Genomic DNA, 25009 nt, shown 5'->3' with positions numbered 1-25009 from the left:
CAGTTTTATCCAATTGCACATATTATACCATGACGTGGGATTTTTATAGCGGTGAGTCCACCTCTAGATGAAAGCCCTTAAACATGTATGCACAAAAGATTGCCGATGCAGATTCATCGGCAATCTTTGAATTATTTTTTTATACCACCCGGCTAATTTATACCACCCGGCTAAGAAAATGACGCAAAAATCGCTCCGCATCGACTTCAAGTGCCACATCAACCGTAGTCAGTGCTTGAGCTTCGTTCTCATTTTGCATCTCACGGGTGCGACCAACCTCGGTGGAATCGCCCACCTCGACGGCAATGTGCATTGGACGCGTCTCCACAAAACTGGAGTCAATAGCCAACCCTACGGCTAGAGGGTCATGCAAAGCACAGCCTGCAATGCCAGGTCTGAAATTGCGATAGGCTTCCATATAAAAGTCTGTCATATCTGCCATAAACGCGCCCAGCTCGGTCCCTTGCTCACGCCATTTGTCCACATCCTGCTGGGGAAGCAGTGTCTGCATCGTGACGTCCAGCCCGACGAGCGTAAGCGAAAAGCCCGCTCCCAGCACATAGGCTGCGGCTTCTGGATCGGCGTAAATATTCGCTTCAGCCGTTGGAGTTACATTCCCTTTCACTGTGACCGCGCCGCCCATGATGATCAGGCGCTCAAGCAATTGGGGCAATTCGGGACAGCGATCCAATGCAATCGCAAGATTGGTCAGCGGTCCCACAGCTACCAGGGTAAGTTTGCCCTCATAGCGACGAGCCTGTCCGATTATAAAATCAGCAGCATCCCCAGACGCAGCCTGACGGGAGGGCGCTCCTTTCAACTGATTGCCAATACCGTCTTCACCGTGAATATGCCGAGAATAAGGTTTGAACAGCTCCCGAGCATACGGCTTGTGAGCCCCAGACACGACCGGAGCCTCTACCCCTAGTTTTTCCAGCAGAATCAGTGAGTTACGTGTTGCCTCCTCCACCGAGATATTGCCAAAGGTGGTTGTAATACCGAGTAGCTCCAATTCCGGCGAATGGACCGCGTACGCAATAGCAAGCGCGTCGTCAATGCCCGTATCTACATCTAAGATTAACTTTTTGCTCATGATGACCCTCCACAGTAGAAACAGCATTCTTTTTTTCATTATACACAATTTCAATGCTTATTCCCTTGGTCATCAAATTCTTTATTCGAAGACGTAAAAGAAGGCTACGACAGTTATGCCGTAGCCTTCTTTTACTACTTTTCAATCACTCAAGGGGCACATGTTCTAGCCGAATCCTAAGGCTCGATTCCCCACACCAGCTTATCATTGTGGAACAACGTTACTTTGTTCCATTCTGCATAAGAGGTTTTAGTTGGATCAAAGGAATAATCATTGGATTCGTTCAGGTTAGACCAGTCGCTATTGTTCATGCGGATCTGAATATCACCTGTTTGCGCTCCAGCAGCAAGCGTGCCGGCAGCAGCACTGAAACCAATTTCAATGTAGTTGTCTGTAATGGTACGCAGCACGTTATCATTGCCTACTTGCGCATAGTCTACTACGGATTGCAGCTCTTGGCTGCCATCCTTCGTAAAATAGTAACGTATTTTCAGCTCACTCAGCTTCACGGGTGTTGTGCCTTTATTTTTCAGGTTAAGGAAAGGCTTAACTGCGTTATTCGCTGGGTCGGTGTCCCCGGCCCGGTACATTACAACCAGATCACCCGCTGGTTCTGTTGGATCAGTCGGTGTACCTTTAGGTTCAGCACTTACCGTTGCAGAATCCTTACTTGTTCCTTTCGCATTCGTAGCACTTACAACATAGAAGTAAGTTGTTCCGTTCGTCAGTCCCTTATCTGTGTACTCTCTTTCTGTTACAAGAGGGGCAACGGCTGTAAAAGGACCTGCTTCGCTAGTGGCACGTTTTACCGTGTAGCTATCGGCACCAGTAGACGCACTCCAAGTCAGCGTCACTTGAGCATTACCAGCTACGGCCTTTAAGCCAGACGGTACAGCTGGAGCTGTAGGCGCTGGGTCCACACCACCAGTGGAAGGCACGATTGCAGGGTACGCATTTTGTACCAGCATCACAAACTGATCATGGAACCATGCTCCTGAAATAGGTGCATTCGGCAAAGCATCCGTTAATGTGCCATCCTTGGTTGTATAGGTAGGATCACACATACGGTCAAAGCCTTTACCCTCATCGTTCGGAATGAGTGAGCTGGAACCATCGGAATCACCCGGAGGTTTCGCCCAGACATAGGCATCGATATGGCCAGCTGGAGCCGTTTGTGGCGGTGTTCCCATCCCTGCTCCGCTGCTATTACACCAGTTACCACGGTGCGAACGTTTGTCCACACGACCTGAGTTTACATAGGAGTTAATATCATTGCCGACTGCGGAAGTCGGACGGTTAGGTCCTCCCCATCCATTACGGCCGGTATCAATTAACATGCCGAGCGAGCTTGGCCAGCCTGCATTGACAAAATCTCTATGCAAGGACTCAGCGAAATCCGATTCATCGAAATTAGGATTCCATTCGTAGAATTTGGATGATTTGATCGGCTGCCCGCCAATATTCAGGTTGGGATCAGGCAGATTCGGTTCTGTCAACGGTGAAGTATTGGCTGTATTCGTGATAAAGCCATCCACACTGGACAAACCTTTGCTAGTATCTTTGAAGATAGTTGTAAACAGAGATACCGTTGCTGTACGGTTGTTATCCCAACCTAACCAACCAGAGTGACCGATATCCACGTATTTGTACACATTCGGAATCTCGTTCAGCTTATTCATTGTGTATTTAACGCCAGCCTCATAAATTCCTGTAGATTTGGCTTGTCCACATTGGGGAGTATCCAGATTGGTTACCAGATTTGGCAAACTGTCCGGTTCAATGATCGCTACGATGCGAATATCCTTATATTTGGGATTCGCAAAAATAGAAGCGATTTTGTCAATATAATCCTTTTTGTACGTTTCCAGACCTGCCTGAGTCAACGGCAATTCACCATTGGAAGCCAAGGCATGACAATCTCGTCCGGGCAGATCATACACAATGAATTCCGCCGTAATCGGCATGTTGCCTTTCTTTTGCGCCAATACTTGGTCCAAATGCGCTTCCAGGCCAAGCTTGCCTCCACCGCCGTTAATAGCAGCGATACGATCAAGCCATACGGCTGTCGGGAACGTTTTGACCGTTTGCATTTTTGCCTTCAGGTTCGCATCTGTAATCTTGGCAATCGATGTGTCGACACTAGCCGCATAATCAGGGTTAACATATTTTGTCGCTCCTTGGTAAGGATTATCGACATGGGATTCTGCATGTATTTTATCCGTAAATCCTGCACCTGGTAGAAAGCTGCTTGCGACGAGTGATAGCGCAAAAGCATACTTCATTCCTTTACGAAGCACTTGCTTTGTTTTCAATTGCTTCACCTATCTTTCCGTGGATTTTGTTGAATCTTCCTATGTCGGCACCTGATTGTTACATGATTAATTGTGAGTTACGCCTACTCTACTCTCTCCAAAAAAAGTGGCGTTCATAGTTGCGAAAGGTAAGCGCTTTCTATTTGTGCATGCGCTCACATTTTCCCCTTTTTGTCACCTCCTATGTTAGATTATAGTGAGCTGGAAATCTGCTGTAAATTGAATAAATTAAGGACTACATTATTAATTAGGCATATGAATTGCCACCCTAGTGGTTCATCACGGCCCCTCTTTTTCTGAAGTCGGTTTCTTCATTTGTTGAACATCCCTGCTATAACAAGCTTTCGGGAGATTTAGGATCGACGGCAAAAGAGCAAATTCATAAAAAGCAAGACCGTATTCTTTAATTTCCGTCAGCCTAAATCGACAATGATAAACTCCAGAACGCCAACTATGCCAAATCGTTATATCTATCGACAGCAAAAGGGTGTTTTCAGGCCCTCATGACCGTGAAAACACCCTTTTATTGTTGTGAAGTCAATCTCTGCCCTTGTTGTTCTACACTTTTTCGCGATCCTTGCCCTTGTCGGATTGTCCTGCATTTTTATTGGCGGCATCCCGATCCAGTTGCATTTCTTCAACCGTCTTCACCTTAAGTCGTGCTGCTCCCTCATAAGGCCGGGTTGGAATCAGATCGCCTGCAGCCAAACGTTGGCGCGCCTCGGCAATCGCTGCTCCGTATTGCGGCAGCCATGCTTCCTGTGCCACTAGCATCTCATCGACCATCTGCCAAATTTCTTTGGGATTACACACCGCGCCCACTAACGGGTCCATCATAAACGCTTGCCGAAGTAGCATGTCGTCACCATGTACAGCTGCTTCGACAGCCAAACGCTGGACGGAAATACTTACATTGCAGACGGCAGCAGGACCGAGCGGAAGGTCTCCTACATGTGGCATGGAGATACCATTCCGATCCACATATCCAGGCGCTTCAATAATCGCATCGTCCGGCAAATTGGAAATCACACCGTTATTAACGACATTAAAATGCCCCCGGTATACACGTCCGGTTTCCAGACCTTCGATAATGTATGAACCATGCTCTTCACCGCGATTTTCCGCCTTGTACTCCAATGGCTCTTCTTTCATCCAGTTAGGGAAATCTGTTTCAAACCAATTACGTCCTTCTGTACATACACGCAGATAGCCGCCTGTTTCTCCGTTGATCCAGCTGCCTAGATCAATCCAGTCCATAATTTCATTCGGACGCTTCCGGTACCAAGGTACATATTCACTTAGATGACCATTCGACTCTGTGCTGTAATAGCCAAAACGGCGAAGCATGTCGATGCGCACCTTTTCGGTACGGCTATATTCGGGATGTTTTTCAAAAGCCTCCAGCAGCCCGACTGTCAGATCCTTGCCTTCATGTGACGCCTGAATGTACCACGTCTGGTGATTGATTCCGGCGCACACAATGTCCACATCCTGCTTCTCCAGACCATACACCTCGGCAATTTGGTGATGCCCATGCTGTACGCCGTGACATAGACCGATTGTACGCACACCGCTGTATTTATTACAGGCCCACGTCATCATTGCCATGGGGTTCGAGTAGTTCAGCAGCAATACATCCGGTGCACTTAGCTCGCGGATATCCTTGCAGATGGCCAGCATTTCAGCGATACCACGCTGACCGTACATAATCCCTCCTGCACACAGTGTATCACCCACGCATTGATCCACGCCATATTTCAGTGGAATATCCACATCGGTTGCAAAGCCCTCCAGCCCGCCAACCCGGATCGTACAAATGACGTATTTGGCATCCTTTAAAGCTATCTTACGGTCCGTAGAGGACTGTATTTGTATGGACAAACCATTCTCGCGAATATCCCGCTGGCACAGCTCAGTAACCATATCCAGATTGTGCTGACTGATATCCGTAAAAGCCACTTCAATATCATTAAATTCCGGCACCGATAACAGATCTCGCAAAATTCCACGGGTAAAACCGATGCTTCCTGCTCCAATAAAAGCTACTTTAAATGACACGGCATTCAACCTCCGGTAATTAGAATGGGTATATACCGTCATTGTAGCAATAGGCCTGTGGAAAGCGTTATCAAAATCATGACCAGTTTCGTATTTAGGTGTCAAAAATCCTAACTTTCGCGTGATCAGAGGGTTTCCCATTTCCATTTTGATCCATCCCGTTTCTCTCTTTCTATCTAGTGTTTTTTCAGTTCAATATGTACTTTAAGTGCGGTAAATGTAGTAACATAAAAGAAAACATTGGAGAGCAAGGAGCAGCCTAAGATGAACAAAAAGATTATCTTTTTAGATATAGATGGAACGCTAGTGAATGATGATGGTATGATTCCCGAATCTGCAAAAACAGCATGTATCGAAGCGAGAAAGAACGGACATCTGATTTATTTATGCACTGGCCGATCCAAAGCGGAGATTTATGATTTTATCATGGAGGTCGGTTTTGACGGGATCATCGGAGCTGGCGGGGGCTTTGTAGAAATCGAAGGTGAGATGTTATATCACCACAAAGTATCGGATGAAGATGTTAGACATATGGTCGATTACTTTGATGAACATGATTTGGACTTTTATTTGGAATCGAACGGGGGACTGTTTGCGAGTAAAAACTTTTTGCCCCATGTGGAACGGCTTATCTACGGAGATGTAGACAATGATCCCGTGGCCAGAGAAAAAAAAGAACAACGCCCGCATCCTTTTATCACCGGCCTAACTATAGGAGAGGACAACCTGTACCGTAGTGACGTGAACAAAGCATGTTTTTTGGAAAATAAAAATGTTCCTTTTGAACAAATCAAAAAGGAATTCGCAGGGAAATTTGAGGTTATTCAATGTACTGTATCTGCTTTCGGGCAAGACAGTGGTGAGCTAATGGTTCCCGGTATTCACAAAGCCGTAGCTATTGAAAAGCTTATTGAGCATTTGGGAAGATCCCAAGAAGACACCATTGCTATCGGAGACGGGATGAACGATGCTGAAATGATTGAATATTGTGCCCTAGGAATTGCCATGGGCAATGCCAAACCGGGCCTCAAAGCCATTGCAGATGACATTACGGATGCTGTGGATGAAGATGGACTGTTTCACAGCTTTAAAAAGCATGGTCTGATTTAGTGAGGTTATTTTTATATACTTAAGCCCCTGCAGCAGTTTCTGGACTTAAAAATGTCCTAATCCTACTGGTAGGGGCCTATCTCCAATGCTATCTTTCCACGGAATTCATTTAGTGCCTGCTCGACTTCCATCTCCTCAATAATCGCGCTTATGATGGCGATAGCTGCCTACGCTTCTTTGGCTACTGTATAATGAGTTAAGTCTCTAAATATTTACAAAGGAGCAAGACATGTCAAACCGTAAATGGACATTTATCCTTATCCCAGTCTTCCTGCTATTTGCCTGGCTGCTCTTTCAGTTCACTCTGTCTTCCTTTCAAATCCACCAATTTGCAGAACAATTGAAGACGGTTTCACCAAACGACGGGGGTTCCGATACAAAAGTGGTATTGATATCACAGGAGTTGGATAATTACTACTGGCGGTCAATCGAACAAGGAGCCCGAAAGGAAGCGGAACAGTACGGTATGAGGCTCGATTATATCGGGCCGGACCGCATTAATCCGTCCGAGCAGGTCAAACTGCTGGATAAAGCGATCGCCAGTAAGGCGGATGCAATTCTGGTTCAAGGGATAAATGATCCAGAATATCGCCGATTAATCGACAAAGCAGCCGGACTTGGCATACCCGTCATCACGATCGATACGGATGAACCAGACTCCCGTAGACTAGCTTACGTGGGAACGGATAACGAAGGAGCAGGAAAACGGATGGGCGCACTGTTAGCGAAAGCCTCTGGAGAGCGTGGCGACATTGGAGTTATGATCAGTAGCGAGCGCGTCGAGAATCAGCGACTCAGGCTTGCTGGATTTCGTTCCGTGATCGGTCGCTATCCCAAGCTCCGCATTGTGGAGATTCGCTCCTCAAATATTTCACGGCTTCAGGCAGCACAGCAAGCACAGAACATGCTCACCCGGTATCCGCAGATCCGCTACATGGTCGGATTCAGTGCGCTGGACGGCCTTGGCATTCTGGAAGCCTCCGAGCGGCGCGGCGCGCGGAGTTTGCAGATTTTCGCTTTTGACGATATGACCGAGACGTTGGAAGCCATCAGAGATTGCAAAATCGAACTGACCCTTGTTCAACAGCCAGAGGAAATGGGGGCTAAGGCCATAAAATTGCTGAATGATTATCTAAAGGGGAATGCCCCCCAGGAATTAACATACACCAGGGTATATGAAGTGCATGCGGACACTCCCGACAACATGTCCGGAGATGACAGACGATGACGATCAGAACGAAGCTGCTTCTGTTCATCCCTCTTCTAGTTGTGTTCGCCAATATCATCGCTTATTTTGTATTCCAAAGCGGAAAGGTCGTACAACAGAGCTACGATGAAATGCTTGGCCGAATTCTCCTCATCGAGCAAACCTCCGAATCGGCAGAGAGCAACTTAAAGCTCCTATATGCCTATCTGCTTAATCCAAGAGAAGATAAGGCTATGCAGGGTCCGACAGAATACCAATTAATGCAGTTGAAAGCCAGAATTCAGGAAGTCTCCGACTCGACCGACCCTTCTTTCGCCGAGGAGGACTACGTGAATCTGTTGGCCACATTTCTTGAACAGAAACAAGCCGCAGTTCTGGATGCAAAGGCACAAGATCCTCAATCGGCTTTTGAACATTATATTGAAGCGGAAAAAACCGTCAGCTATATTCATGAGGAGGGTCAGCAACTGATCGATGCTGAACTGGCTTATTACCGGCCAATCATTGAGAACATCCGGAACAAGAATGAGCGAATGAACGGATGGGGAGTGGCGTTGTTCGGCATGAACGCGCTGATGGGGGTTTTGCTTGCAATCTGGGTCTCGCGCAGCATTACTGGCCCTGTCGGCAGACTTGTCGGACTGGCGAAGCGAATCGCCACAGGTGATCTGAATATTAGGCCCCAACCGCGACGGGATGACGAGCTAGGCGTACTGTCGGACGCCATTTCGCAAATGTCCACCGATTTGAGTATCCTCATCGAGAAGGATAAACAGAGTCTGGAAATGCGGCGGCTTGTGAAGGAATTGGAGCTTCTGGCTCTGCAAAATCAAATTAACCCGCACTTTTTATTCAATACCTTAAATGTGCTCTCCAAGCTGGCGATCCTGGAAGGGGCGGAGAAAACCAGCGATCTGATCGTTTCGCTGTCCAATCTGCTACGGTACAGCCTGCAGAAGCTGGACAAACCCGTAACTCTTCAGGAGGAACTGGATCATATCCGCGAATACGTAACCATCCAGCTGGCGCGCTTCAGGGACAGAATTCGCTTTGATCTTCACTTTGACGCTTCCGTACTTCAGCAGCAAATTCCGGCCCTGACGATCCAGCCATTTATTGAAAACGCTTTTCTTCATGGTGTGGCAGATATGGAAGACGGAGCCATTATCGTGTTAACGCTGTCGAGAGCACACGAAGATGTACAAATTGAAATTTCGGACAACGGAAAGGGCATGACGGAGAAAACCCGACTGTCCGTACTCCATCTTAAAGGCGAAGCCGAAAGCGGCAGTTCAACAGGACTTGGAATGCAAAATGTGTTTAGGCGGCTGCAGTTGTTCTACGGAAAGGAAGGAATGGTTGAAATCAATAGCAATATCGGACGAGGTACGACCATAACAATACGAATTCCAGTCAAGAAGGAGAGTGAGCGGACTGATGTATCGGTTGTTGATCGCGGATGACGAGGCTTTGGAGAGGGAAGGACTGGAAATGACAGTGGAACGGGCGATGCCGGGGATATTCCGGTTTATTCATGCAGGTAACGGTCGCATGGCGATTGAATGTGCGGAAGAGCACCGTCCCCATATTGCCATTCTGGATATCAATATGCCTGGAATCAACGGGCTTGCGGCGCTTCGTGAATTAAAGGAGCGGCTTCCCGATACCCGATTCGTGCTCGTCACTGCCTATGATTATTTTGCCTATGCCCGGGAGGCGCTCTCTTTGGGCGCAAAAGAATATATTCTGAAGCCGGCGAAGCGAGAACTCATCATCGGCACATTGAAAAGACTGATTGAAGAAATTGAGTATGAGAAGCGGGCACGTACGGAAGAATTAGAGCTTAGGCATAAAATCTCACAGTTAATGCCGCTCGCAGAAAATGAGCTGGCTTTAATGCTTATGGTCGACCAGACCGTGGATTCGAGCGCTTCCCAGCTATCGGAATGGCTGGACTTTCCTCTTGATCAGGGAAGCGCCATCATTGCCGCCTTTGACGGATATACGGACGAGCAGGATAAAAAGAAAATTTACGATCATTTCCGAAGCTATGTAAAAGCGCATGGCCCGAATGCCATTGTAAGCTCTTTGATCGACCATCATGTAGCCACTTTTTTACGCAAGCCGCCTACCACCGGCGAAAACGACTGGCGCCAGTTGGTTAAACACCTCGTTCAGCAGTTCTCCGAGCTTGCCCAGCAGCAACTTGGTATAAAGACAGCCATTGGAATCGGATCGCTGCATAACGGCGAGGAAGGACTTCGCAAATCCTATTTTGAAGCCGTTTTTGCCTCCACCCTACGCAAGCGGGATGGAGGTTACTGCCACTTTGACGAACTGAAGTCATCAGAGGCTGGAAACACTTCTTTGCTTGCCATCAAAGCGGAGAATGGAATGCTTCAGCAGACGTACGTCATGTCAGCACTGCAACGGATACGCGAACAGCGGGAGGTTCAAACACTGACTATGCTGGGTAGGGCGAAAATGTATATCGAGGAACGGTTCGACGATGATCTTTCGCTGGAAGAAGTGGCTGATTTTGTCCATTTGAATCCTCACTACTTCAGCAAAATTTTCAAACAGGAATACGGAGAAACATTCATCGACTTTGTAACCCGGCTGCGGATTGATAAAGCCATCTCTTTGATTAAGGCCGGCAACCTTACTCTTAAGGAAATCAGCTTTGAAGTGGGTTATAAGGACCCGAACTATTTTAGCCGCGTCTTTAAGAAGATAACGGGCGTTCCTCCCACTGAGTTTAAAGCCCAAAAGTAGTAGAGATTCATCCATGTTGACTACCGGCATGGATTTTTTTAAGTTCGAATGACAAGGTAATGCTAGATTTAGCCCCTCCGTCTCCAATTCGTGAATCGAAGCCAAAATCGTGCGTGAAAAGGTCCGTTTATTGAAGACGATAACCGGCCTTTCTTTTATAGGCGCATGTTATACTTCTCCTCGAAGAACGGAATGAGGTTCTAGGAATCTGGAGGGGAGATGATCATATGGGAGTAATCATCAATAATGAAAGCGCTCAACAGAAAGCGCTTCAATCAGAAAAACCCAATATGCTTTTTGTGACGCTGGTATCCATCGTAGCTGCGCTTGGAGGCATCCTATTCGGTTTTGATATCGCGGTAGTTTCGGGGGCAGTTGAATTCCTACAGCAGCGTTTTTTGCTGAGCGAATTTCAGGTTGGTTGGGCGGTGTCGAGTCTGATTGTAGGGAGTATCACAGGAGCGGCTCTCTCCGGCTACATGAGTGAAAGGATCGGCAGAAAAAAGGTATTGCTAGCCGCCGGATTTTTATTCGTCGTCGGCTCGATCTGCTCTGCACTTCAAGATACGTTCACCGGGTATGTTATCTTTCGCATGATCGGCGGCATTGGCATAGGAATCACTTCCACCGTTTGTCCGGTGTACAACGCGGAGATCGCTCCCGCCAAATACCGAGGTCGTTTGGTTGCTTTAAATCAGCTGGCGATCGTAACAGGGATTTTCCTGGTTTATTTTCAGAATTCGTGGATCGTCAGCCTGGGGGATGAAGCTTGGGGTGTCTCAACAGCCTGGCGCTGGATGTTCGGAGTGGGAGCCGTTCCGGGACTGATCTTTATGCTCTTGATGCTCTTCATACCCGAAAGCCCGAGATGGCTTATTAAACAGAATCGGCCTTATGAAGCGCTGCCGATTTTGCTGAAAATTCACGGTGAAGAAGCCGCTAAGCAGGAAGTGCTTGATATCAAGGAATCATTCAAAAATGAGAACGACTCATTGAAACAATTGTTCGCTCCCGGTATTCGGGTCGCTCTCTTTATCGGTGTTATGCTCGCCATTATGCAGCATATTACCGGCATCAATGCCATTTTGTATTACGCGCCGGTTATCTTTAAGGGAATGGGACTCGGTACGGACGCTTCTTTGACCCAGACCATTTGGATCGGGTTGATCAATGTGTTGTTCACCATCGTATCCGTATGGCTGATCGACAAAGCGGGACGAAAAGTCCTGCTGATAATCGGCACCTCGTTGATGACCTGCTGTTTGGTCATTATTGGAGCCGCATTCAAAATGGGTTTGACCACCGGACCGCTCGTACTCATCATGATATTGATCTACGTGGCCTCCTATGCTATATCGCTGGGGCCGATCGTATGGGTTATGATCTCGGAGATCTTTCCGAACCGCATTCGCGGCAAAGCTGTCGCCATTGCTTCGATGGCATTGTGGGCCGGCGATTATCTGGTATCGCAGGCATTCCCTCCTCTGCTGAGTTCAGCCGGCCCGTCCAATACCTTCTGGTTATTCGGAGCCATCTCGTTGTTCGTCGTAGTCTTTATATGGCGCAAGGTTCCCGAAACCAAGGGGAGATCGCTTGAACAGATGGAAAATATGTGGCTCGGGAAATGACCCAACTTTAGCCACGCCCTCTGAGTCATACCGACTTAAAATCGGTAATGGTTCAGAGGCTTCTTATTATCAGTTCCCATCCTCCTCCGCATAGTTCCTCACATTGCGCTCTACAGCAGAGCGGTATTCAACAGGCGTCTTGCCTGTGTGCTTTTTGAACAACATATGAAAATACTGCCTGCTGGCCACGCCTACATAATCGGCAATTTCTTGAATGGGAATGTCCGTTTGCTGAAGAAGCATACGGGCCTTGTCCATTCGCAGCATCGTTAAATACACGGTGAGCGTTAGCCCCGTATGTTTTTTGAAAATACGGTGCAAATAACCTGGATGCAGATTCACGGCTGCCGCCATGTCCTTAACCACAATATCTCGGTCATAGTTCAGATGGAGAAATTCAATGCATCGTTTGATGTACATATCCGTTTGCTGCGTGTTGCTGCGCTCTGCCTCTTCTCGTAGACGTGCAATTCGTACTAGCAATTGCATAAAAAGCATCTCGGCCATTGCACCCGGCTGTTCTTTTCGTTGGTCCAGCTCCAGCACGAGACTTTTCAGCGCATAATATACCTCTTCCGGGTCCGATAGTACCAGATACGGGAACGGACGTGACATGAGGGTCGTGACCTCCTGCTCCTCTGCTGCCATTTGTCGGATAGACGGTCCTACCCTCACTCCCTCCGTAAAACCAAACTCTACATTTAGCATCCGGCACGGTTGTTCTCCTTCCACCACCAGTCGATGCGGTACACCTGCGTCCAGCATAATAAACTCGCCTTTACGCAGCGTGATGCTTTCTTCCACATTCTCTCCCGTTTGTACATCTACCCTGCAAAAGCCGGAAATCATGTACATAATTTCGGTAGAATGATGATCGTGGTAAGACATGGTATAGTCATGCCATTGCTTGTAATAGTAAGCAAAAAAACGGGGAATATAATCCCCGTCACGCAGCCGTGGCTCAAACAGACTTCCGTTCATCCCCGCACCTCCGTGAAATAGATAAGGCTAATATGGAAACGTATATGTAACCGCTCTATTTTCACAGTTTAACAGACTGAGCCATGTACTTCTATTTCACTCCATCGGACGATCTGGAATCCTTTGGATTACGGCAGGGGACTCCTGCCTAAAAGGTTGGGGATTTATCACTTTCTGGACTTAAATACTGAATCAACATTCCCGCAAATCGGTTAGCAATTTCTATATCATCGAGTTCGTTATTCCAATCGTCCTTGGACGTCAGACTCATTTTCTGGAGTATACCCATCATAGAACTGAAGATAAAATGAGCGGTCTTTAAGGGGTCCGTGTCGGACTTTAATGATCCATCATGGAATCCAACTTCCAGAGCATCCATCAGGAAATGTCGTTCCTTTTCCCGGCTAACAAAATTTTTGTACTGTTCTTTGAGTTCTTGATTTGAATCATAAGCTTCGTAATGCAGATCGAATAGAAGAATAAACTTGATGTATTCCGGATGTTGCCAAGCGTAATCAATCCATGCATCAAGCATCGAAGTAAGCATCTTCTTCCCGCTCATTTCTGCTGAAGGCGCCCTTCTAACAAATTCGGTCATGCTCTCCAGGATTTCCATCTGAACCTCAAAGATCAGTTCGTTCATGGACTGAAAGTGCTTATAGAATGTGACCCGGCTTACACCAGCCACGTTGCATACATCCTTAATATTAACTTTGAGAAAGCTTTGCTTCATAAAAAGCTCCTTCGCAGCCGCAATGAGTTCTTCCCGATTTTTGTTTTTTAAATTCTGGTGCCAGTTCTCAGTCATTAACAACCATCCGTTTCTCATTTTTCGATTTTTGTAAGGTTAAGAAAAGGGCAGATGCAAGGATAAGTGCACCAAAAATATAAGGAATATGAATGTGCTTGTCAAACAACAAACCCGCTAAAATAGGCCCCAATATATTGCCTAGGCTAGTATACGTCGTATTCAATCCGGCGGCATATCCTTGACGATCGCCAGCTGAGTTCGCGATCATTGTACTTACGGTTGGCCTTAGGAAGGCATTAAAAGCAAAAAACAGTGCCGATACCGCCAGCAAATAACCTAAATTAATCTTAATGATCATTAACAGTAAAGCGATGGCTGTCATGATCAAAGAGAGGCGTATGAGCTTCATCTCGCCGAGTCTCTTGATGAGATAATCGAGCAGCCATATCTGCACAACGATGCCTATAATTGCACCAACCGTAATGATCATTGAGATTTTAGTGGCATCAAAACCGTATTTTCGTTCCACAAAAAGAGCATACACCGTTTCGTAATTCATCAAACCTAATGTCATGATCAGAATGAGGAGAAGATAACGAAAATAGGATGTCCGAAATGAATTTAGGATTTGGTTGCGAATGGGCTCCCGGCGGACCCATTGGCTAGCGGTTTTTCGTTTTTCCTTGGGTAGTGTCTCTGGCATATACAAGCTAAGCAGCGTAGCTACAAGTCCAAGTCCACCAGCAAAAAAATAGGGCACCCTGATGCCAAACTCAGCGATCATACCGCCTAACCCCGGACCAAGTACCATCCCCAAATTCATGGAAGCACCCAAGTATCCCATTCCTTTAGCTCGGGTTTCAGAAGTGGTAATATCAGCGACGTAGGCCATATTGGAAGGAACCATTAATCCAATACCTATCCCCCCAATAAATCGAGCAATATATAGAAGGGGCAATGTCGTAGATACAGCAAACATGAGATCCGAGATGACGGTTAAAAACAGACCCGTTATGATCATGGATTTTCGACCCCATCTATCCGAAAGCTGCCCACCTAGGGGCGAAAAAATAAACTGTGCTGCTCCAAAAGCGGCAATAAGATACCCCGCAGCAGCTCCTGCCGCATTAAATTGTTTCAGATATTCAGGCAGAATGGGAATCACCATGCCTTGACCCAATAAAGCAATAAACAAATTCAGCATCAGAATGAAAAGTGGAAATTTAGCAGACTTAGGTAAGCTGCTCATGTTTGTACCCCCTTCAACCATTTACACTATGTAATCCTTTACTATGTGTAAACTATATTAGTTGAAATAGGGACCCTTGTAAATAAAATTACAAACTTATTAAGCCAAGCTAATACCTGAAAGAGATCTTGTTATTCTTGAGTTACACATTGGGCTCCTGTTTTGCAAACTCCTGTAACATGCCTCTTATTTGTTCTACCAATTTAGCAGGAGCTTTCTTGGGTGAACCCGTGTCAAACGGAGGCTGAGGATCGTATTCCAAAATCAGCTGGACTCCTTTACTCATGTCTTCTCCCAATTCCCAAGCTATTAACTGGAGTGCCATATCAATACCAGAGGAGACACCGGCTGCTGTAACCATTTTGCCCTGACGAACCACTCTCTCATCTGTTGGAATGGCTCCAAGAGATTGGAGCAGGTCTAAGGAACCCCAATGACTGGTGGCTACGGTTCCATTTAACAAGCCTGCTGCGCTCAAAATCAAAGAGCCGTTACAAACCGACGTGGTCCATTTTGTAGTTTCATGTATTTGGCGAATCCAATTTAACGTTTCTTCGTCATTCATTGGGGTTTTATAATTTGGCGGACTGCATCCAGGAACAACAAGAATATCAGCTGAATTAACTTCAGAAAAACTGTAATCGGCATGCAAATAACCCATATTTGAGTCCAGCTTGATTAACCCTTTTTGCTTAGCGACAAACTTCACTTCACATTTCAGTGTAGCAGCAAACACATCGTATGGACCTATTGCATCTAATGCAGTAATTCCATCGAAAAGCATGATTGCGATTTTCATGATGCTCTCTCCTTTGAAGTGGGATTTTATTCTTGCATACCCATACTAACATACATATACGGGGTATGGGTATATTTGATGATGTAAACCTTTAATAGTACGTACCTGTAAAAAGGCATACTTAAAAAGGACCACCCCAGGGTAGTCCTTTTTAAGTATACCTGCAAAGCTGTTAATCGCGAGCCGCTTAAGAGCTTTGCTTTCTCAACTGACCATAATATAAATCACTGTAAAAGCCTTTATGGGTCAGCAGTTCATCATGAGAACCCTGCTCCTCCAAACGGCCATCCTTCAAGACCAGAATCCGGTCAGCCTGACGAATGGTATTCAGCCGATGCGCGATGACGAAGCTTGTTCGACCCTGCATAAGCCGCTCCAGTCCTTCTTGTATTTTCATCTCGGTAATGGTGTCGATGCTGCTGGTTGCCTCGTCGAGTACAAGGATGGAAGGGTTGGCTAAAATAGCACGGGCAATAGCCAGCAGTTGTTTTTGCCCTTGACTGATGCCGCTGCCGTTCGCTTCCAGCAACTTGTCGTATCCGTCCTTCATTCGCATGATAAAGGAATGGGCGTTGGCCAGCTTCGACGCTTGTTCAACCTCCTCATCGGTGGCGTCCAGTCTGCCGAAGCGGATATTTTCACGAATCGTCCCCTGAAACAGGAAGGAGTCCTGTAGCACAAATGCCATGCGGGAGCGCAAGCTTTCACGCTGTATGGTGGTGATATCGCGCCCGTCCAGCGTAATCGTTCCCTTGTCGGGGCTATAGAATCTGGAAAGGAGCTGGATCAGTGTCGTTTTTCCTGCCCCGGTCGGACCGACTAGTGCGATCATTTCACCAGGTTTGGCTTCAAAAGAGATACCTTCCAGCGTAGCGCTTCCCTCATCATAACCGAAGGAAACATCCGTGAACCGCACCGCCCCCTCCACATACCCTACCTCCACTGCGCCGCGTTCGTCCTTAGACTCTTCATCTTCATCCAATATTTCAAATACGCGCTCAGCTCCGGCAATGGCGGACAGCAGGGTGTTCCACTGGTTAGCCAAATCGTTCAGCGGTCTGGTGAACTGGCGGGCATATTCTACGAATACAATAATTGTACCTATAGTGATGGAACCTCGAATGGCCAAAATCCCACCGATCCCCGCTACAATAGCAAAGCTAAGATTATTCAGTCCGTTCATCAGCTTCGGTATAAAGCCTGAAATCGTTTGGGCCCAGAAGCCCGATAGCCGAATACGGTCATTACGCTCGCCAAAACCACGGATGACTCTCTTTTCCTGCGAAAATGCTTTAATAATCTGCTGCCCAGACAGCGTTTCTTCGATGTATCCGTTCAGTTCGCCCACATTCTTCTGGCGTTCCTTATATAAAGGCCCGGTGCGACGTGTAATCCAGCGCATCCCGACTGCCATTAACGGCACCACGATAAAGGTCAGCAGGGTCATCAGCGGGCTTAACCACAGCATCACTGTGAGTGTACCGATTAACGTCAATATGCTCGAAAAAATCTGAATGGCCGAGCTGTTCAGCGTAGAACTGACATTTTCGATATCATTGGTCAGACGGCTCATGATCTCTCCCTGCTGACGTTTGCCGTAAAAAGGAATGGGTAGCCGATGCAAATGTGAAAACAGTTCGAAACGCATGCGGTACACCGTCTCTTGAGCAATCTCGATCATCCAGATATTTTGCAGCCAGGAGGTCAGCGAGTTGAGCAGATATACAGCTCCTAATCCGATGAGAAAATAAATCCACGTGCGTCCACCCGGACCTTCGAGAAAATCATCCACCGCTACGCCGACCAGATATGGACCCAGCAGAGCCAGCCCGGAGCTGAGCAGCACCATGAACAGTACCAGCATCAGTTTGGCCTTACGACGAGCCAGATAAGCCCATATCCGTCCTAAGGTGCCAGACCAGTTTTTCGCTTTGGCCTTGCGGCGTCCTTCAGCTCCCGCCGGATTTCGCAGCACACCGGACGGCGGTGTAGGCTGACAGAACGGTTCAATGAGTTCCTTGAACATGCGACTCCTCCTTTCCATATTGTGATCCATAGATACGTCGATACAGATCCGAGCTATCCATGAGATGCTTATGACTTCCGCTTGCCATCAGACGACCCTCATCCAGCAGTAAAATCTGATCTGCCGATGCGGTCGAGCTGATTTTCTGCGTAATGAGAAATGTCGTACAGGACAGGCCATCGAGTGCATTCAGTAGTGCTGCCTCCGTCCCTACATCCAGCGCACTTGTGCTGTCGTCCAAAATCAGCACTGCCGGCTGGCGTACCAGCGCGCGGGCAATCGAAAGTCGCTGTTTCTGTCCGCCAGACAGATTGACGCCACGCTGCCCGAGCATCGTATCATAGCCTTGCGGCAAGCGTTCAATCATACTATGGATTTGCGCCATGCGTGCGGCTTCCTTAATTTCCTCCAGGCTGGCATTCTCCAGCCCCCAAGCAATATTATCCCGAATCGAGCCGGTGAATAGCAGTACCTCCTGAGGGACATAGCCAATGGCCTCTCGCAATATGGACGCATCCAGTTCACGAGCGTCCTTTCCGTCAAAGCGCACATGACCTTCATCCTCTTCATAGAGACGCGTAATCAACTGCACAAGTGAGGATTTTCCCGAGCCAGTGGCCCCCATAATAGCTATCCGCTCGCCCGATTGCGCTTTAAAAGATATTTCCTTTAGGACAGCCAGATCACTGCCCGGATAATGAAAGCTCACCCGGTCCATTTCCACCTGTCCCTCAATCCGTGTATGATGTGTTGAAACAGGCTCCAGCCCATGCCTATCTTCATTAGAAGTTTCCAATATCTCTCGGATCCGCCCCGTAGATGCAGTTGCCCGGGAAAACACAACAACGATACCTGATAAGGCAGACAAGGCTCCAATCGTCCGCAGTGAATAATTGACGACTGCGACCACCTGTCCTACACTGGCATCCCCAGTGGAAATTTGGCCGCGTCCGAACCAAAGTACTGCAATAATCCCTGCATTCATCGTAAACAAAATGAACGGCATCGTCGTTTCCGTCCAGCGTAGAGCGGACACCGTCCCTTTCATCAATTCGCCTCCGTAATGGGCGAAACGTTCGATTTCATGCCGCATCCGTACAAAAACCCGGATGAGCCGGATTCCTGTCAGGTTCTCCTGAATCACTCCGTTAACGTCATCCAGGCGACGCTGGACACCCTTAAACAAAGTGACCGTTCGCCGCATCATCACCAGCACAAACACGAACAGCACCGGGGCCATAACCGCCAATAGCAGCCCAAGCCTGAAATGCACAACTAGTGCCATCACAATACTGCCGATGACTACAAGCGGAACCCGTGTCATAAACCGCAGGCTCATAAACACCGTATCCTGTACTTGCGTGACATCCCCGGTCAGGCGCGTAATCAGCGACGAAGTGGCAAAACGTTTAAACACAGGATACGAAAAGGATTGCACTTTACGATACAGCTTTTCCCGCAAATCATAGCCGAAGCCCTGACTTGCATGTGAAGCAAAAAAAGAGCTGGATATACCCGCCATAAAAGCGATAACCGCACTCCCCACCAGTACACTGCCCCATAACCAGACGACGGACAAATCCTGCTGTCGGATGCCCTCATCAATGATTTTAGAGATCAAATATGGCTGCGATAGCTCTACCGTCAATTCCAGCAACATCATCACGAGCGCTGCGATGGCTGGAACCCGATATTTTTTTAGAAAAGAAAACATCATTCCCACAAGCATTCCTCCAATTGCCCATAGCCGTCCTTCCAGATCAGCGTGTAATGGTTATAAGATTCGAACCCGCCTGCTGTAAAACCATATATACGCACTTTATACAACACTATATTTTATTATACCCTTCTGAACGGCTTCGTTTAACCAGCAAATTGGAGACTCCGGTTGCAGGAATTAACAAATATACAAAAAAAGCATTCCAGTCACGGTCACACTTACCGGACGGGAACGCCTTTTCGGTTATTTCGGCAGCTCAGCCGGATAATACTGCAGCCAGCGTCTTAAATCCGCGCTATGAATGACAAGCTTGGGATCTTCACCGACTAGGCGAAGCCGCTCCAGCAGGAACTTGATTTCACCGGAGCCTGCCTCGATTCCTTCCTGCTCCAGCATATATTGAACTGCACTTCTGCCCGAATGCTTGCCGAGTACGAACGAATGGTCCGTTCCCAGCTCGGTCGGATCAAGCGCCTGGTAGGCGGCGCGCTCCTTTAGCAGACCGTTGATATGTATGCCGGATTCATGGGCAAATACCATGTCTCCCACAATGGGCTTGCCTTCGGGAATGATTCGGTTGGAGGCTTGGGACACCAGTGCAGCCAGCGGGTTCAGCAGTTCGGGACGGACGCTGCAGGTTCCTTGATATAGGTCCCTCCACGACATCACCACCTCTTCCAGCGCCGTATTACCTGCCCTTTCCCCAAGTCCCAACACCGTGGTACTGGCCCAGACAGCTCCCGCCTGCAAAGCTGCCAAAGTATTGGCAAGCGCCAGGCCATAATCATTATGACAGTGAATCTCAAGCTCCACATCCTGCGGCACGCGCGATACAAACCTGTCTATACGGGCAGCTATGGCAGCAGGATGGTGAACGGACAGCGTGTCGGCATATCTGAAGCGCCGGATACCATCCCTGTAGAGCTGATTCGCCAACTGTTCAAGGAACAAGTCATCTGCCCTTGAAGCATCCTCAAAGCCTACGGAAATAGTCAATCCTTTACACTGACCGTAATCGACAGACTTGCGGATCAGTTCTGTCACCTGCTCAGGATTCATACCCAGCTTGGCCTTCATCTGCACCGTCGACACGGGAACCGAAATATGGGCCCAGCCGACACCTGTCGATTCAGCTGCATCAATATCTGTGAACACCGCGCGATTCCAGGTCATTAGCTTCATCTGAAGTCCAAGAGCAGCAATTCTGGCAATAGATCTGCACTCCGCCTTTCCCATTGCCGGAATTCCGATCTCAGCCTGCTCCACCCCCGCCGAGTCCAGCATGATGGCAATTTCAGTCTTCTCCTCGGCCGAAAAGGCAACGCCCGGAGCCTGTTCTCCGTCACGCAGTGTTGTATCACAAATATGCAACTGACTCATCTGTATCCCCTCCCGTTCCGCAGCACGGACAGCGTGGGTTGCGTTTGACTGCTATGGTGCAGCTGCTCATATCCAGCACATTCATACGGTACATGCGGTCAGTGAACAGATTACCCGCATCTGTAATCCATTTGACCGCTTCCAGTGCAGCCATGCAGCCAATCAAGCCGGAGGTGGCTCCCAGGACCGGGAATCCCAGAGGTTCCCAAGGCTGTCCGCCTTCCGGGTAAAGACATTCCAGGCATGCCGTCTTACCGGGCTCAATGGTCATCAATGATACTTCATAGGCGTACATGGCCGCTTCTATCATCGGTCTGCCATGTCGAACACATAGTCTGTTCAGCGCATATCTTTCCGGAAAGTCATAACGTGCATCTATCACAATATCGGCCGCTTCTACCCATGATCCAGAAGATTCTTCTGTGATTCTGTGGGCGTGGCCCTCAAGCTCCGTCTCCGGATTGATACGATGCAAATGCTGTAATGCCGTCTCCATCCGTTCCTCCCCGATTCGTCCGCTGTCCATCAGCACCTGCCGGTTCATATCGGGCAGATGGATTATGCCCTCATGGGCCAATATCAGCTTTCCTACTCCGGCAGCGGCCAGGTACATGGCCGCTGTCCCTCCCAATCCTCCGATGCCTGCAACCATAACAGTAGCCTGCTTTAGCCTGTTCTGACCTTCTACTCCCAACAGCTTCAACTGGCGTCCGTATCTACTGTCTTCCAGCAGCTGTACCATTCGTCCACCCCCTCCATGTGCGGCTCCCGCCTTTAAGATATTCGGTCCGCAGGATCTTGATAACTTATAGGGTTGCTCTTCCTTACAGGAGAGCTCATGATTCGGCTTTGCCGCTGCCCTCCTCAGCATGCAGGATTTTGGCAAGCCACATGGGCGGATTGCGAGCCAGCATATTCTGGAGACGCTGGACCTGCTCCTCAATGGTGCTACCGAAGGCCACCTTCACAGGCATAATGGTCCGTTTGGTAACCTGTGCGGCGGCCGAAGCGCCAATCTGTACCAGGAAGATCAAGGTACAATCCTCGATCAAGCCAATTCGGCTGGCGATCTTGCCCGCCTCGTTCTCATCGCTCCCCAGGGCTATCCGCCGATGCTCCAGGAACTGGACGCCTGAGTGCCGGATTTCAAATACAGTGAACATAGGACTCTGCCCAAAATGAGCATTCACAAGCACGCCGTCTTCCGTCGCAAATGCAACCTTCATCCTCCCCTCCCCCTCTCGGCAAGCAATACATTGCCCACCTTATTCACCCACTCCATGGTTCCACGGTATCCGACGCTTACGGATGTGTGGGCGCCTAGCTCGTCATACACCGGCAAGCCTGCCGGTACGAATGAGGCCCCAGCCCGTGCCGCTCCCTTTCTTCCATGTGAATTGCTGATCCACAAATCAACACCCTGCGCGCTCTCCTCTGCATCATCCAGATCACCGATCCAGACTTCCCGTTCTGTCCTTTGCAGTGCGGGCGTGCTGCAGGGTGTAATTAACCGTTTCAGTTCCACTCCCATCTCCTCCAGCCAGGCTGCGGTCGACAGCATATGATCCGGCTCTAGCGCCACTACAGCCGAAGCGCCGGAATAATAGAAATGGGCATCCAGCATGCTGTCCAACAGATTTTCACGCTGCCAGCGGAAGCGAACAGGGGCTGGCTCGCGGCTGATCTTCTGTAGAAAATGTATGAACGCATCGCTCGCGGCCAAGCCAGACAGACCCGTGAACAAGTGGTAGGGAATGCCTACGGCATGAGTCAGCCTGCGGGCTGGACGCTCCATGCTCGCGCCAATGGCAATGGTGCAGGAAGACTCCAGCATCTGGCAGGCTGAATCCAGCGGAGTCCCCCCTCTCGTCAAAGGGGAGAAACCTGTCAGCAGGTGACCAGACAAGGAAGTGGAGATATCGGGGAGCGTAATAACCTCCAGGCCGAAGGAAGCGATAATATCCTTGATTTCCATAACATCTCCGGCAGTCAGATAAGAAGCCGGCAGCAGATTGACCTGCGTCCGGCGCTGTTTTTTGGGGGACTTGCCTCCGGCCAACCCGAGTACGGCATCCATTAGTGACTCTACTGTACTGCTGTAGCCCGTCTCCAGAGAGCCGTGAAAATCAGGCAGCGATACAGAAAACAGCAGACTGTCCTTCAATGCCCGTTCTCGCTTGAACGCCTTTACCCTAGACTGAAAATCAACGCCTGCCACCTCGGTGAGGGCCGTGCTGATAACGCCGATGACATCTGGATGGTGTTTGGACCAGATATGATCCAGCGCCTCTTCCAAATTCCGGTCTGCATCAAATATAACGTCCATCTCTTGCAGTGCAGAGGTCTGAACGGCTATCGGCTCTCGAAAATGGCGAGTCAGCAGCGCCTTGGAGAAGGCCGAGCAGCCCTGAGCGCCGTGCAGCAGAGGCATTGAGCGATACATCCCCTGCAGAGCCAGCACGCCCCCCAAAGGCTGTCCTACCTTGAGCGGGTTGATACTGACAGGCTTCATGGCGGATTTAATCGGCAAATTCCGTCTCCTCCTCCCATGGAGCTGGTTTGGCGGTCAGCTCCCATACCGGATGCTGCAGCGTATGCACAAGCTGTTTCGCCAGAGACAACAGCCCGTCATAGCCCGCATAGGCTTTGTGCCGCTCCTGATTGATGTCCACAAAAGGAATCTGTTCCTTAAGCGCCATATACATATTCCGGCCCCCGGCAATGACCATGTCTGCCTTGCGGCTCCGTACGGTTTTGAGAATCTGCCGGGCACCGCCTTCCGGGATGTATTCCGCATCATCCCCGATACGGTCAGCAATCCGGGATACATCCTCGGCAGTGCTCTTGCTCGTGCCTACACCTACCACCTTTATGCCCAGCTCCTGCAAAGCCGTAATGACAGACCAGCTCTTTACACCCCCGGTATAGAGCACTGCCCGCTTTCCTTTCAACTGCTTGCGATAGGGCTCCAGCTCCAGCGATAGCCTCATTTCCTCCCGTGCGGCCAGCTTATCCACCCGTCGCTCTACATCACGATCTCCGGTCAGATAAGCCATCTGCCGCAAGGAATAACTCGTCTCCTTTGCTCCATAAAATGAACCTTCAAAATAAGGAATGCCGTATTTACGCTCCATTTGGACTGCTAGGCCCAGCAAAGCTCGGCTGCATACGACCATGTTGGCCTTGGCACGATGCGCCCATCCCACCTCACGGAACCGACCGTCCCCGGTAATTCGGGACAGGATAGTCATTCCCGTCTGCTGCATCAGCCGCTCGATATGCCACATCTCGCCCGCAATATTGTATTCCCCGATGAGATTGATATCATGGGAGGTTGTCTGTTCCGGCTCGGTACTGCCGATAATATGCTGGAACAATACATCTCCGGCCAGCCGAGTCCCGAGATTCTTACTGCCCACAAATCCCGGACTGTTCACCGGAATGATCGGCGTCCCCAGCCGCTCCGATTCAGCCTTGCAGACCCCCTCGATATCTTCACCGGTGAGGGCTGTGACGCATGTGGTATAGACGAATACAGCGGGAGGAGCAAAACGGCTGACAATGTAGCGGATCGATTCATGCAGCTTCTGTTCACTACCAAAAATGATATCCTGTTCTCCAAGATCAGTAGTGAAGCCATACGCCGACAGCCCCGGGCCGCTGGACAGGCTGCCTCTGCTCTCCCAGCTATTGCCGAGACACGCAATCGGCCCGTGCACCAGATGAGCCGCATCTGCAATGGGGATCAGTGTAATCTGGGCCCCGTCAAAGGAGCAGCCACCCGAAGCCTCCCCCGGCACAGGCCGGGGACAGGGCGTGCTTTTGGGAATTTTGTTGCCGCAGGATACCTCCAGCCTTCCGTTAGACACAGCCGGCTCCATCCGCACACCCCCTTATTTCAGATAGAATCCATTGAAATC

Annotated in this window: 19 protein-coding genes; 5 read left to right on the top strand and 14 right to left on the bottom strand. The window is 49.0% G+C overall.

Annotated features, from left to right (window positions below):
- Positions 1-157: 157 nt before the first annotated feature.
- The 3 genes from G9G53_RS00160 to melA all read right to left on the bottom strand — a co-directional run bounded on the left by G9G53_RS00160 (position 158) and on the right by melA (position 5463).
- Positions 158-1093, bottom strand: coding sequence for a nucleoside hydrolase (locus G9G53_RS00160; RefSeq protein ID WP_165144455.1), 936 nt, complete (start codon positions 1091-1093; stop codon positions 158-160).
- A 176-nt stretch (positions 1094-1269) separates the two neighbouring features.
- Positions 1270-3414 (bottom strand): glycoside hydrolase family 6 protein, encoded by a 2145-nt coding sequence (locus G9G53_RS00155; protein ID WP_165144453.1) that lies wholly within the window; start codon positions 3412-3414, stop codon positions 1270-1272.
- 549 nt (positions 3415-3963) lie between these two features.
- The gene (gene melA, locus G9G53_RS00150; RefSeq protein WP_165144451.1) at positions 3964-5463 is read right to left on the bottom strand and encodes an alpha-glucosidase/alpha-galactosidase; all 1500 of its coding nucleotides are present in this window, start codon (positions 5461-5463) and stop codon (positions 3964-3966) included.
- Between the two features lie 264 nt (positions 5464-5727).
- Between melA and G9G53_RS00145 the strand changes: the two genes are divergently transcribed.
- The 5 genes from G9G53_RS00145 (at position 5728) to G9G53_RS00125 (ending at position 12183) form a co-directional block, all read left to right on the top strand.
- Positions 5728-6573: a Cof-type HAD-IIB family hydrolase gene (locus G9G53_RS00145; protein ID WP_069010348.1), complete on the top strand. Its 846-nt coding sequence runs from the start codon at positions 5728-5730 to the stop codon at positions 6571-6573.
- A gap of 229 nt (positions 6574-6802) precedes the next feature.
- On the top strand, positions 6803-7801 hold the full coding sequence (locus G9G53_RS00140) for a sugar-binding protein (protein ID WP_165144449.1): 999 nt from the start codon (positions 6803-6805) through the stop codon (positions 7799-7801).
- Positions 7798-9243 carry a sensor histidine kinase gene (locus G9G53_RS00135; RefSeq protein ID WP_165144447.1) on the top strand — a complete coding sequence of 482 codons (1446 nt, stop codon included), beginning with the start codon at positions 7798-7800 and terminating at the stop codon, positions 9241-9243. The genes G9G53_RS00140 and G9G53_RS00135 overlap by 4 nt, the downstream gene beginning before the upstream one ends.
- A complete protein-coding gene (locus G9G53_RS00130) occupies positions 9218-10555 on the top strand; it encodes a response regulator transcription factor (RefSeq protein ID WP_165144445.1) in 1338 nt (445 codons plus the stop codon). Before G9G53_RS00135 ends, G9G53_RS00130 begins: the two co-directional genes overlap by 26 nt.
- A 227-nt stretch (positions 10556-10782) precedes the next feature.
- Positions 10783-12183: a sugar porter family MFS transporter gene (locus G9G53_RS00125; RefSeq protein WP_165144443.1), complete on the top strand. Its 1401-nt coding sequence runs from the start codon at positions 10783-10785 to the stop codon at positions 12181-12183.
- Positions 12184-12252: 69 nt separating this feature from the next.
- On the opposite strand, the gene G9G53_RS00120 is transcribed toward G9G53_RS00125, so the two are convergent.
- From G9G53_RS00120 to nifE, 11 genes are all read right to left on the bottom strand, one after another.
- Positions 12253-13164, bottom strand: a complete 912-nt coding sequence (locus tag G9G53_RS00120; RefSeq protein ID WP_165144441.1) for an AraC family transcriptional regulator — start codon at positions 13162-13164, stop codon at positions 12253-12255.
- 148 nt (positions 13165-13312) lie between these two features.
- Entirely contained in the window at positions 13313-13972 is a 660-nt protein-coding gene (locus G9G53_RS00115; RefSeq protein WP_165144439.1) for a TetR/AcrR family transcriptional regulator, read from the bottom strand.
- Entirely contained in the window at positions 13965-15164 is a 1200-nt protein-coding gene (locus G9G53_RS00110) for an MFS transporter (protein WP_165144437.1), read from the bottom strand. The genes G9G53_RS00115 and G9G53_RS00110 overlap by 8 nt, the downstream gene beginning before the upstream one ends.
- A 142-nt stretch (positions 15165-15306) precedes the next feature.
- Positions 15307-15963: a DJ-1/PfpI family protein gene (locus G9G53_RS00105; RefSeq protein WP_165144435.1), complete on the bottom strand. Its 657-nt coding sequence runs from the start codon at positions 15961-15963 to the stop codon at positions 15307-15309.
- A 187-nt stretch (positions 15964-16150) separates the two neighbouring features.
- Complete coding sequence (locus G9G53_RS00100) at positions 16151-17989, bottom strand: ABC transporter ATP-binding protein (protein WP_165144433.1); 1839 nt, start codon at positions 17987-17989, stop codon at positions 16151-16153.
- A complete protein-coding gene (locus G9G53_RS00095) occupies positions 17970-19706 on the bottom strand; it encodes an ABC transporter ATP-binding protein (RefSeq protein WP_185156334.1) in 1737 nt (578 codons plus the stop codon). Before G9G53_RS00095 ends, G9G53_RS00100 begins: the two co-directional genes overlap by 20 nt.
- A gap of 246 nt (positions 19707-19952) precedes the next feature.
- Positions 19953-21089 carry a homocitrate synthase/isopropylmalate synthase family protein gene (locus G9G53_RS00090; RefSeq protein WP_165144429.1) on the bottom strand — a complete coding sequence of 379 codons (1137 nt, stop codon included), beginning with the start codon at positions 21087-21089 and terminating at the stop codon, positions 19953-19955.
- On the bottom strand, positions 21067-21831 hold the full coding sequence (locus G9G53_RS00085; RefSeq protein WP_165144427.1) for a HesA/MoeB/ThiF family protein: 765 nt from the start codon (positions 21829-21831) through the stop codon (positions 21067-21069). Before G9G53_RS00085 ends, G9G53_RS00090 begins: the two co-directional genes overlap by 23 nt.
- A 94-nt stretch (positions 21832-21925) precedes the next feature.
- Positions 21926-22315, bottom strand: coding sequence for a NifB/NifX family molybdenum-iron cluster-binding protein (locus G9G53_RS00080; protein ID WP_069010336.1), 390 nt, complete (start codon positions 22313-22315; stop codon positions 21926-21928).
- Positions 22312-23619, bottom strand: a complete 1308-nt coding sequence (gene nifN / locus G9G53_RS00075; protein WP_165144425.1) for a nitrogenase iron-molybdenum cofactor biosynthesis protein NifN — start codon at positions 23617-23619, stop codon at positions 22312-22314. The genes G9G53_RS00080 and nifN overlap by 4 nt, the downstream gene beginning before the upstream one ends.
- Complete coding sequence (gene nifE, locus G9G53_RS00070) at positions 23609-24970, bottom strand: nitrogenase iron-molybdenum cofactor biosynthesis protein NifE (RefSeq protein WP_165144423.1); 1362 nt, start codon at positions 24968-24970, stop codon at positions 23609-23611. Before nifE ends, nifN begins: the two co-directional genes overlap by 11 nt.
- Positions 24971-25009: the final 39 nt, after the last annotated feature.

Source organism: Paenibacillus sp. EKM206P (assembly GCF_011066155.1).
GTDB classification, from domain to species: Bacteria; Bacillota; Bacilli; order Paenibacillales; family Paenibacillaceae; genus Paenibacillus; species Paenibacillus polymyxa_D.
The sequence above is the reverse complement of the archived record's forward strand: the minus strand, read 5'-3'. Positions and strand labels throughout refer to the sequence as shown.

Excerpts from the sequence above, each read along its gene's own strand:
- G9G53_RS00160 (WP_165144455.1), bottom strand. The coding sequence starts at position 1,093 with ATGAGCAAAAAGTTAATCTTAGATGTAGATACGGGCATTGACGACGCG.
- G9G53_RS00145 (WP_069010348.1), top strand. The coding sequence starts at position 5,728 with ATGAACAAAAAGATTATCTTTTTAGATATAGATGGAACGCTAGTGAAT.
- G9G53_RS00140 (WP_165144449.1), top strand. The coding sequence starts at position 6,803 with ATGTCAAACCGTAAATGGACATTTATCCTTATCCCAGTCTTCCTGCTA.
- G9G53_RS00135 (WP_165144447.1), top strand. The coding sequence starts at position 7,798 with ATGACGATCAGAACGAAGCTGCTTCTGTTCATCCCTCTTCTAGTTGTG.
- G9G53_RS00130 (WP_165144445.1), top strand. The coding sequence starts at position 9,218 with ATGTATCGGTTGTTGATCGCGGATGACGAGGCTTTGGAGAGGGAAGGA.
- G9G53_RS00125 (WP_165144443.1), top strand. The coding sequence starts at position 10,783 with ATGGGAGTAATCATCAATAATGAAAGCGCTCAACAGAAAGCGCTTCAA.
- G9G53_RS00120 (WP_165144441.1), bottom strand. The coding sequence starts at position 13,164 with ATGAACGGAAGTCTGTTTGAGCCACGGCTGCGTGACGGGGATTATATT.
- G9G53_RS00115 (WP_165144439.1), bottom strand. The coding sequence starts at position 13,972 with ATGACTGAGAACTGGCACCAGAATTTAAAAAACAAAAATCGGGAAGAA.
- G9G53_RS00110 (WP_165144437.1), bottom strand. The coding sequence starts at position 15,164 with ATGAGCAGCTTACCTAAGTCTGCTAAATTTCCACTTTTCATTCTGATG.
- G9G53_RS00105 (WP_165144435.1), bottom strand. The coding sequence starts at position 15,963 with ATGAAAATCGCAATCATGCTTTTCGATGGAATTACTGCATTAGATGCA.
- G9G53_RS00100 (WP_165144433.1), bottom strand. The coding sequence starts at position 17,989 with ATGTTCAAGGAACTCATTGAACCGTTCTGTCAGCCTACACCGCCGTCC.
- G9G53_RS00095 (WP_185156334.1), bottom strand. The coding sequence starts at position 19,706 with ATGATGTTTTCTTTTCTAAAAAAATATCGGGTTCCAGCCATCGCAGCG.
- G9G53_RS00090 (WP_165144429.1), bottom strand. The coding sequence starts at position 21,089 with ATGAGTCAGTTGCATATTTGTGATACAACACTGCGTGACGGAGAACAG.
- G9G53_RS00085 (WP_165144427.1), bottom strand. The coding sequence starts at position 21,831 with ATGGTACAGCTGCTGGAAGACAGTAGATACGGACGCCAGTTGAAGCTG.
- G9G53_RS00080 (WP_069010336.1), bottom strand. The coding sequence starts at position 22,315 with ATGAAGGTTGCATTTGCGACGGAAGACGGCGTGCTTGTGAATGCTCAT.
- nifE (WP_165144423.1), bottom strand. The coding sequence starts at position 24,970 with ATGGAGCCGGCTGTGTCTAACGGAAGGCTGGAGGTATCCTGCGGCAAC.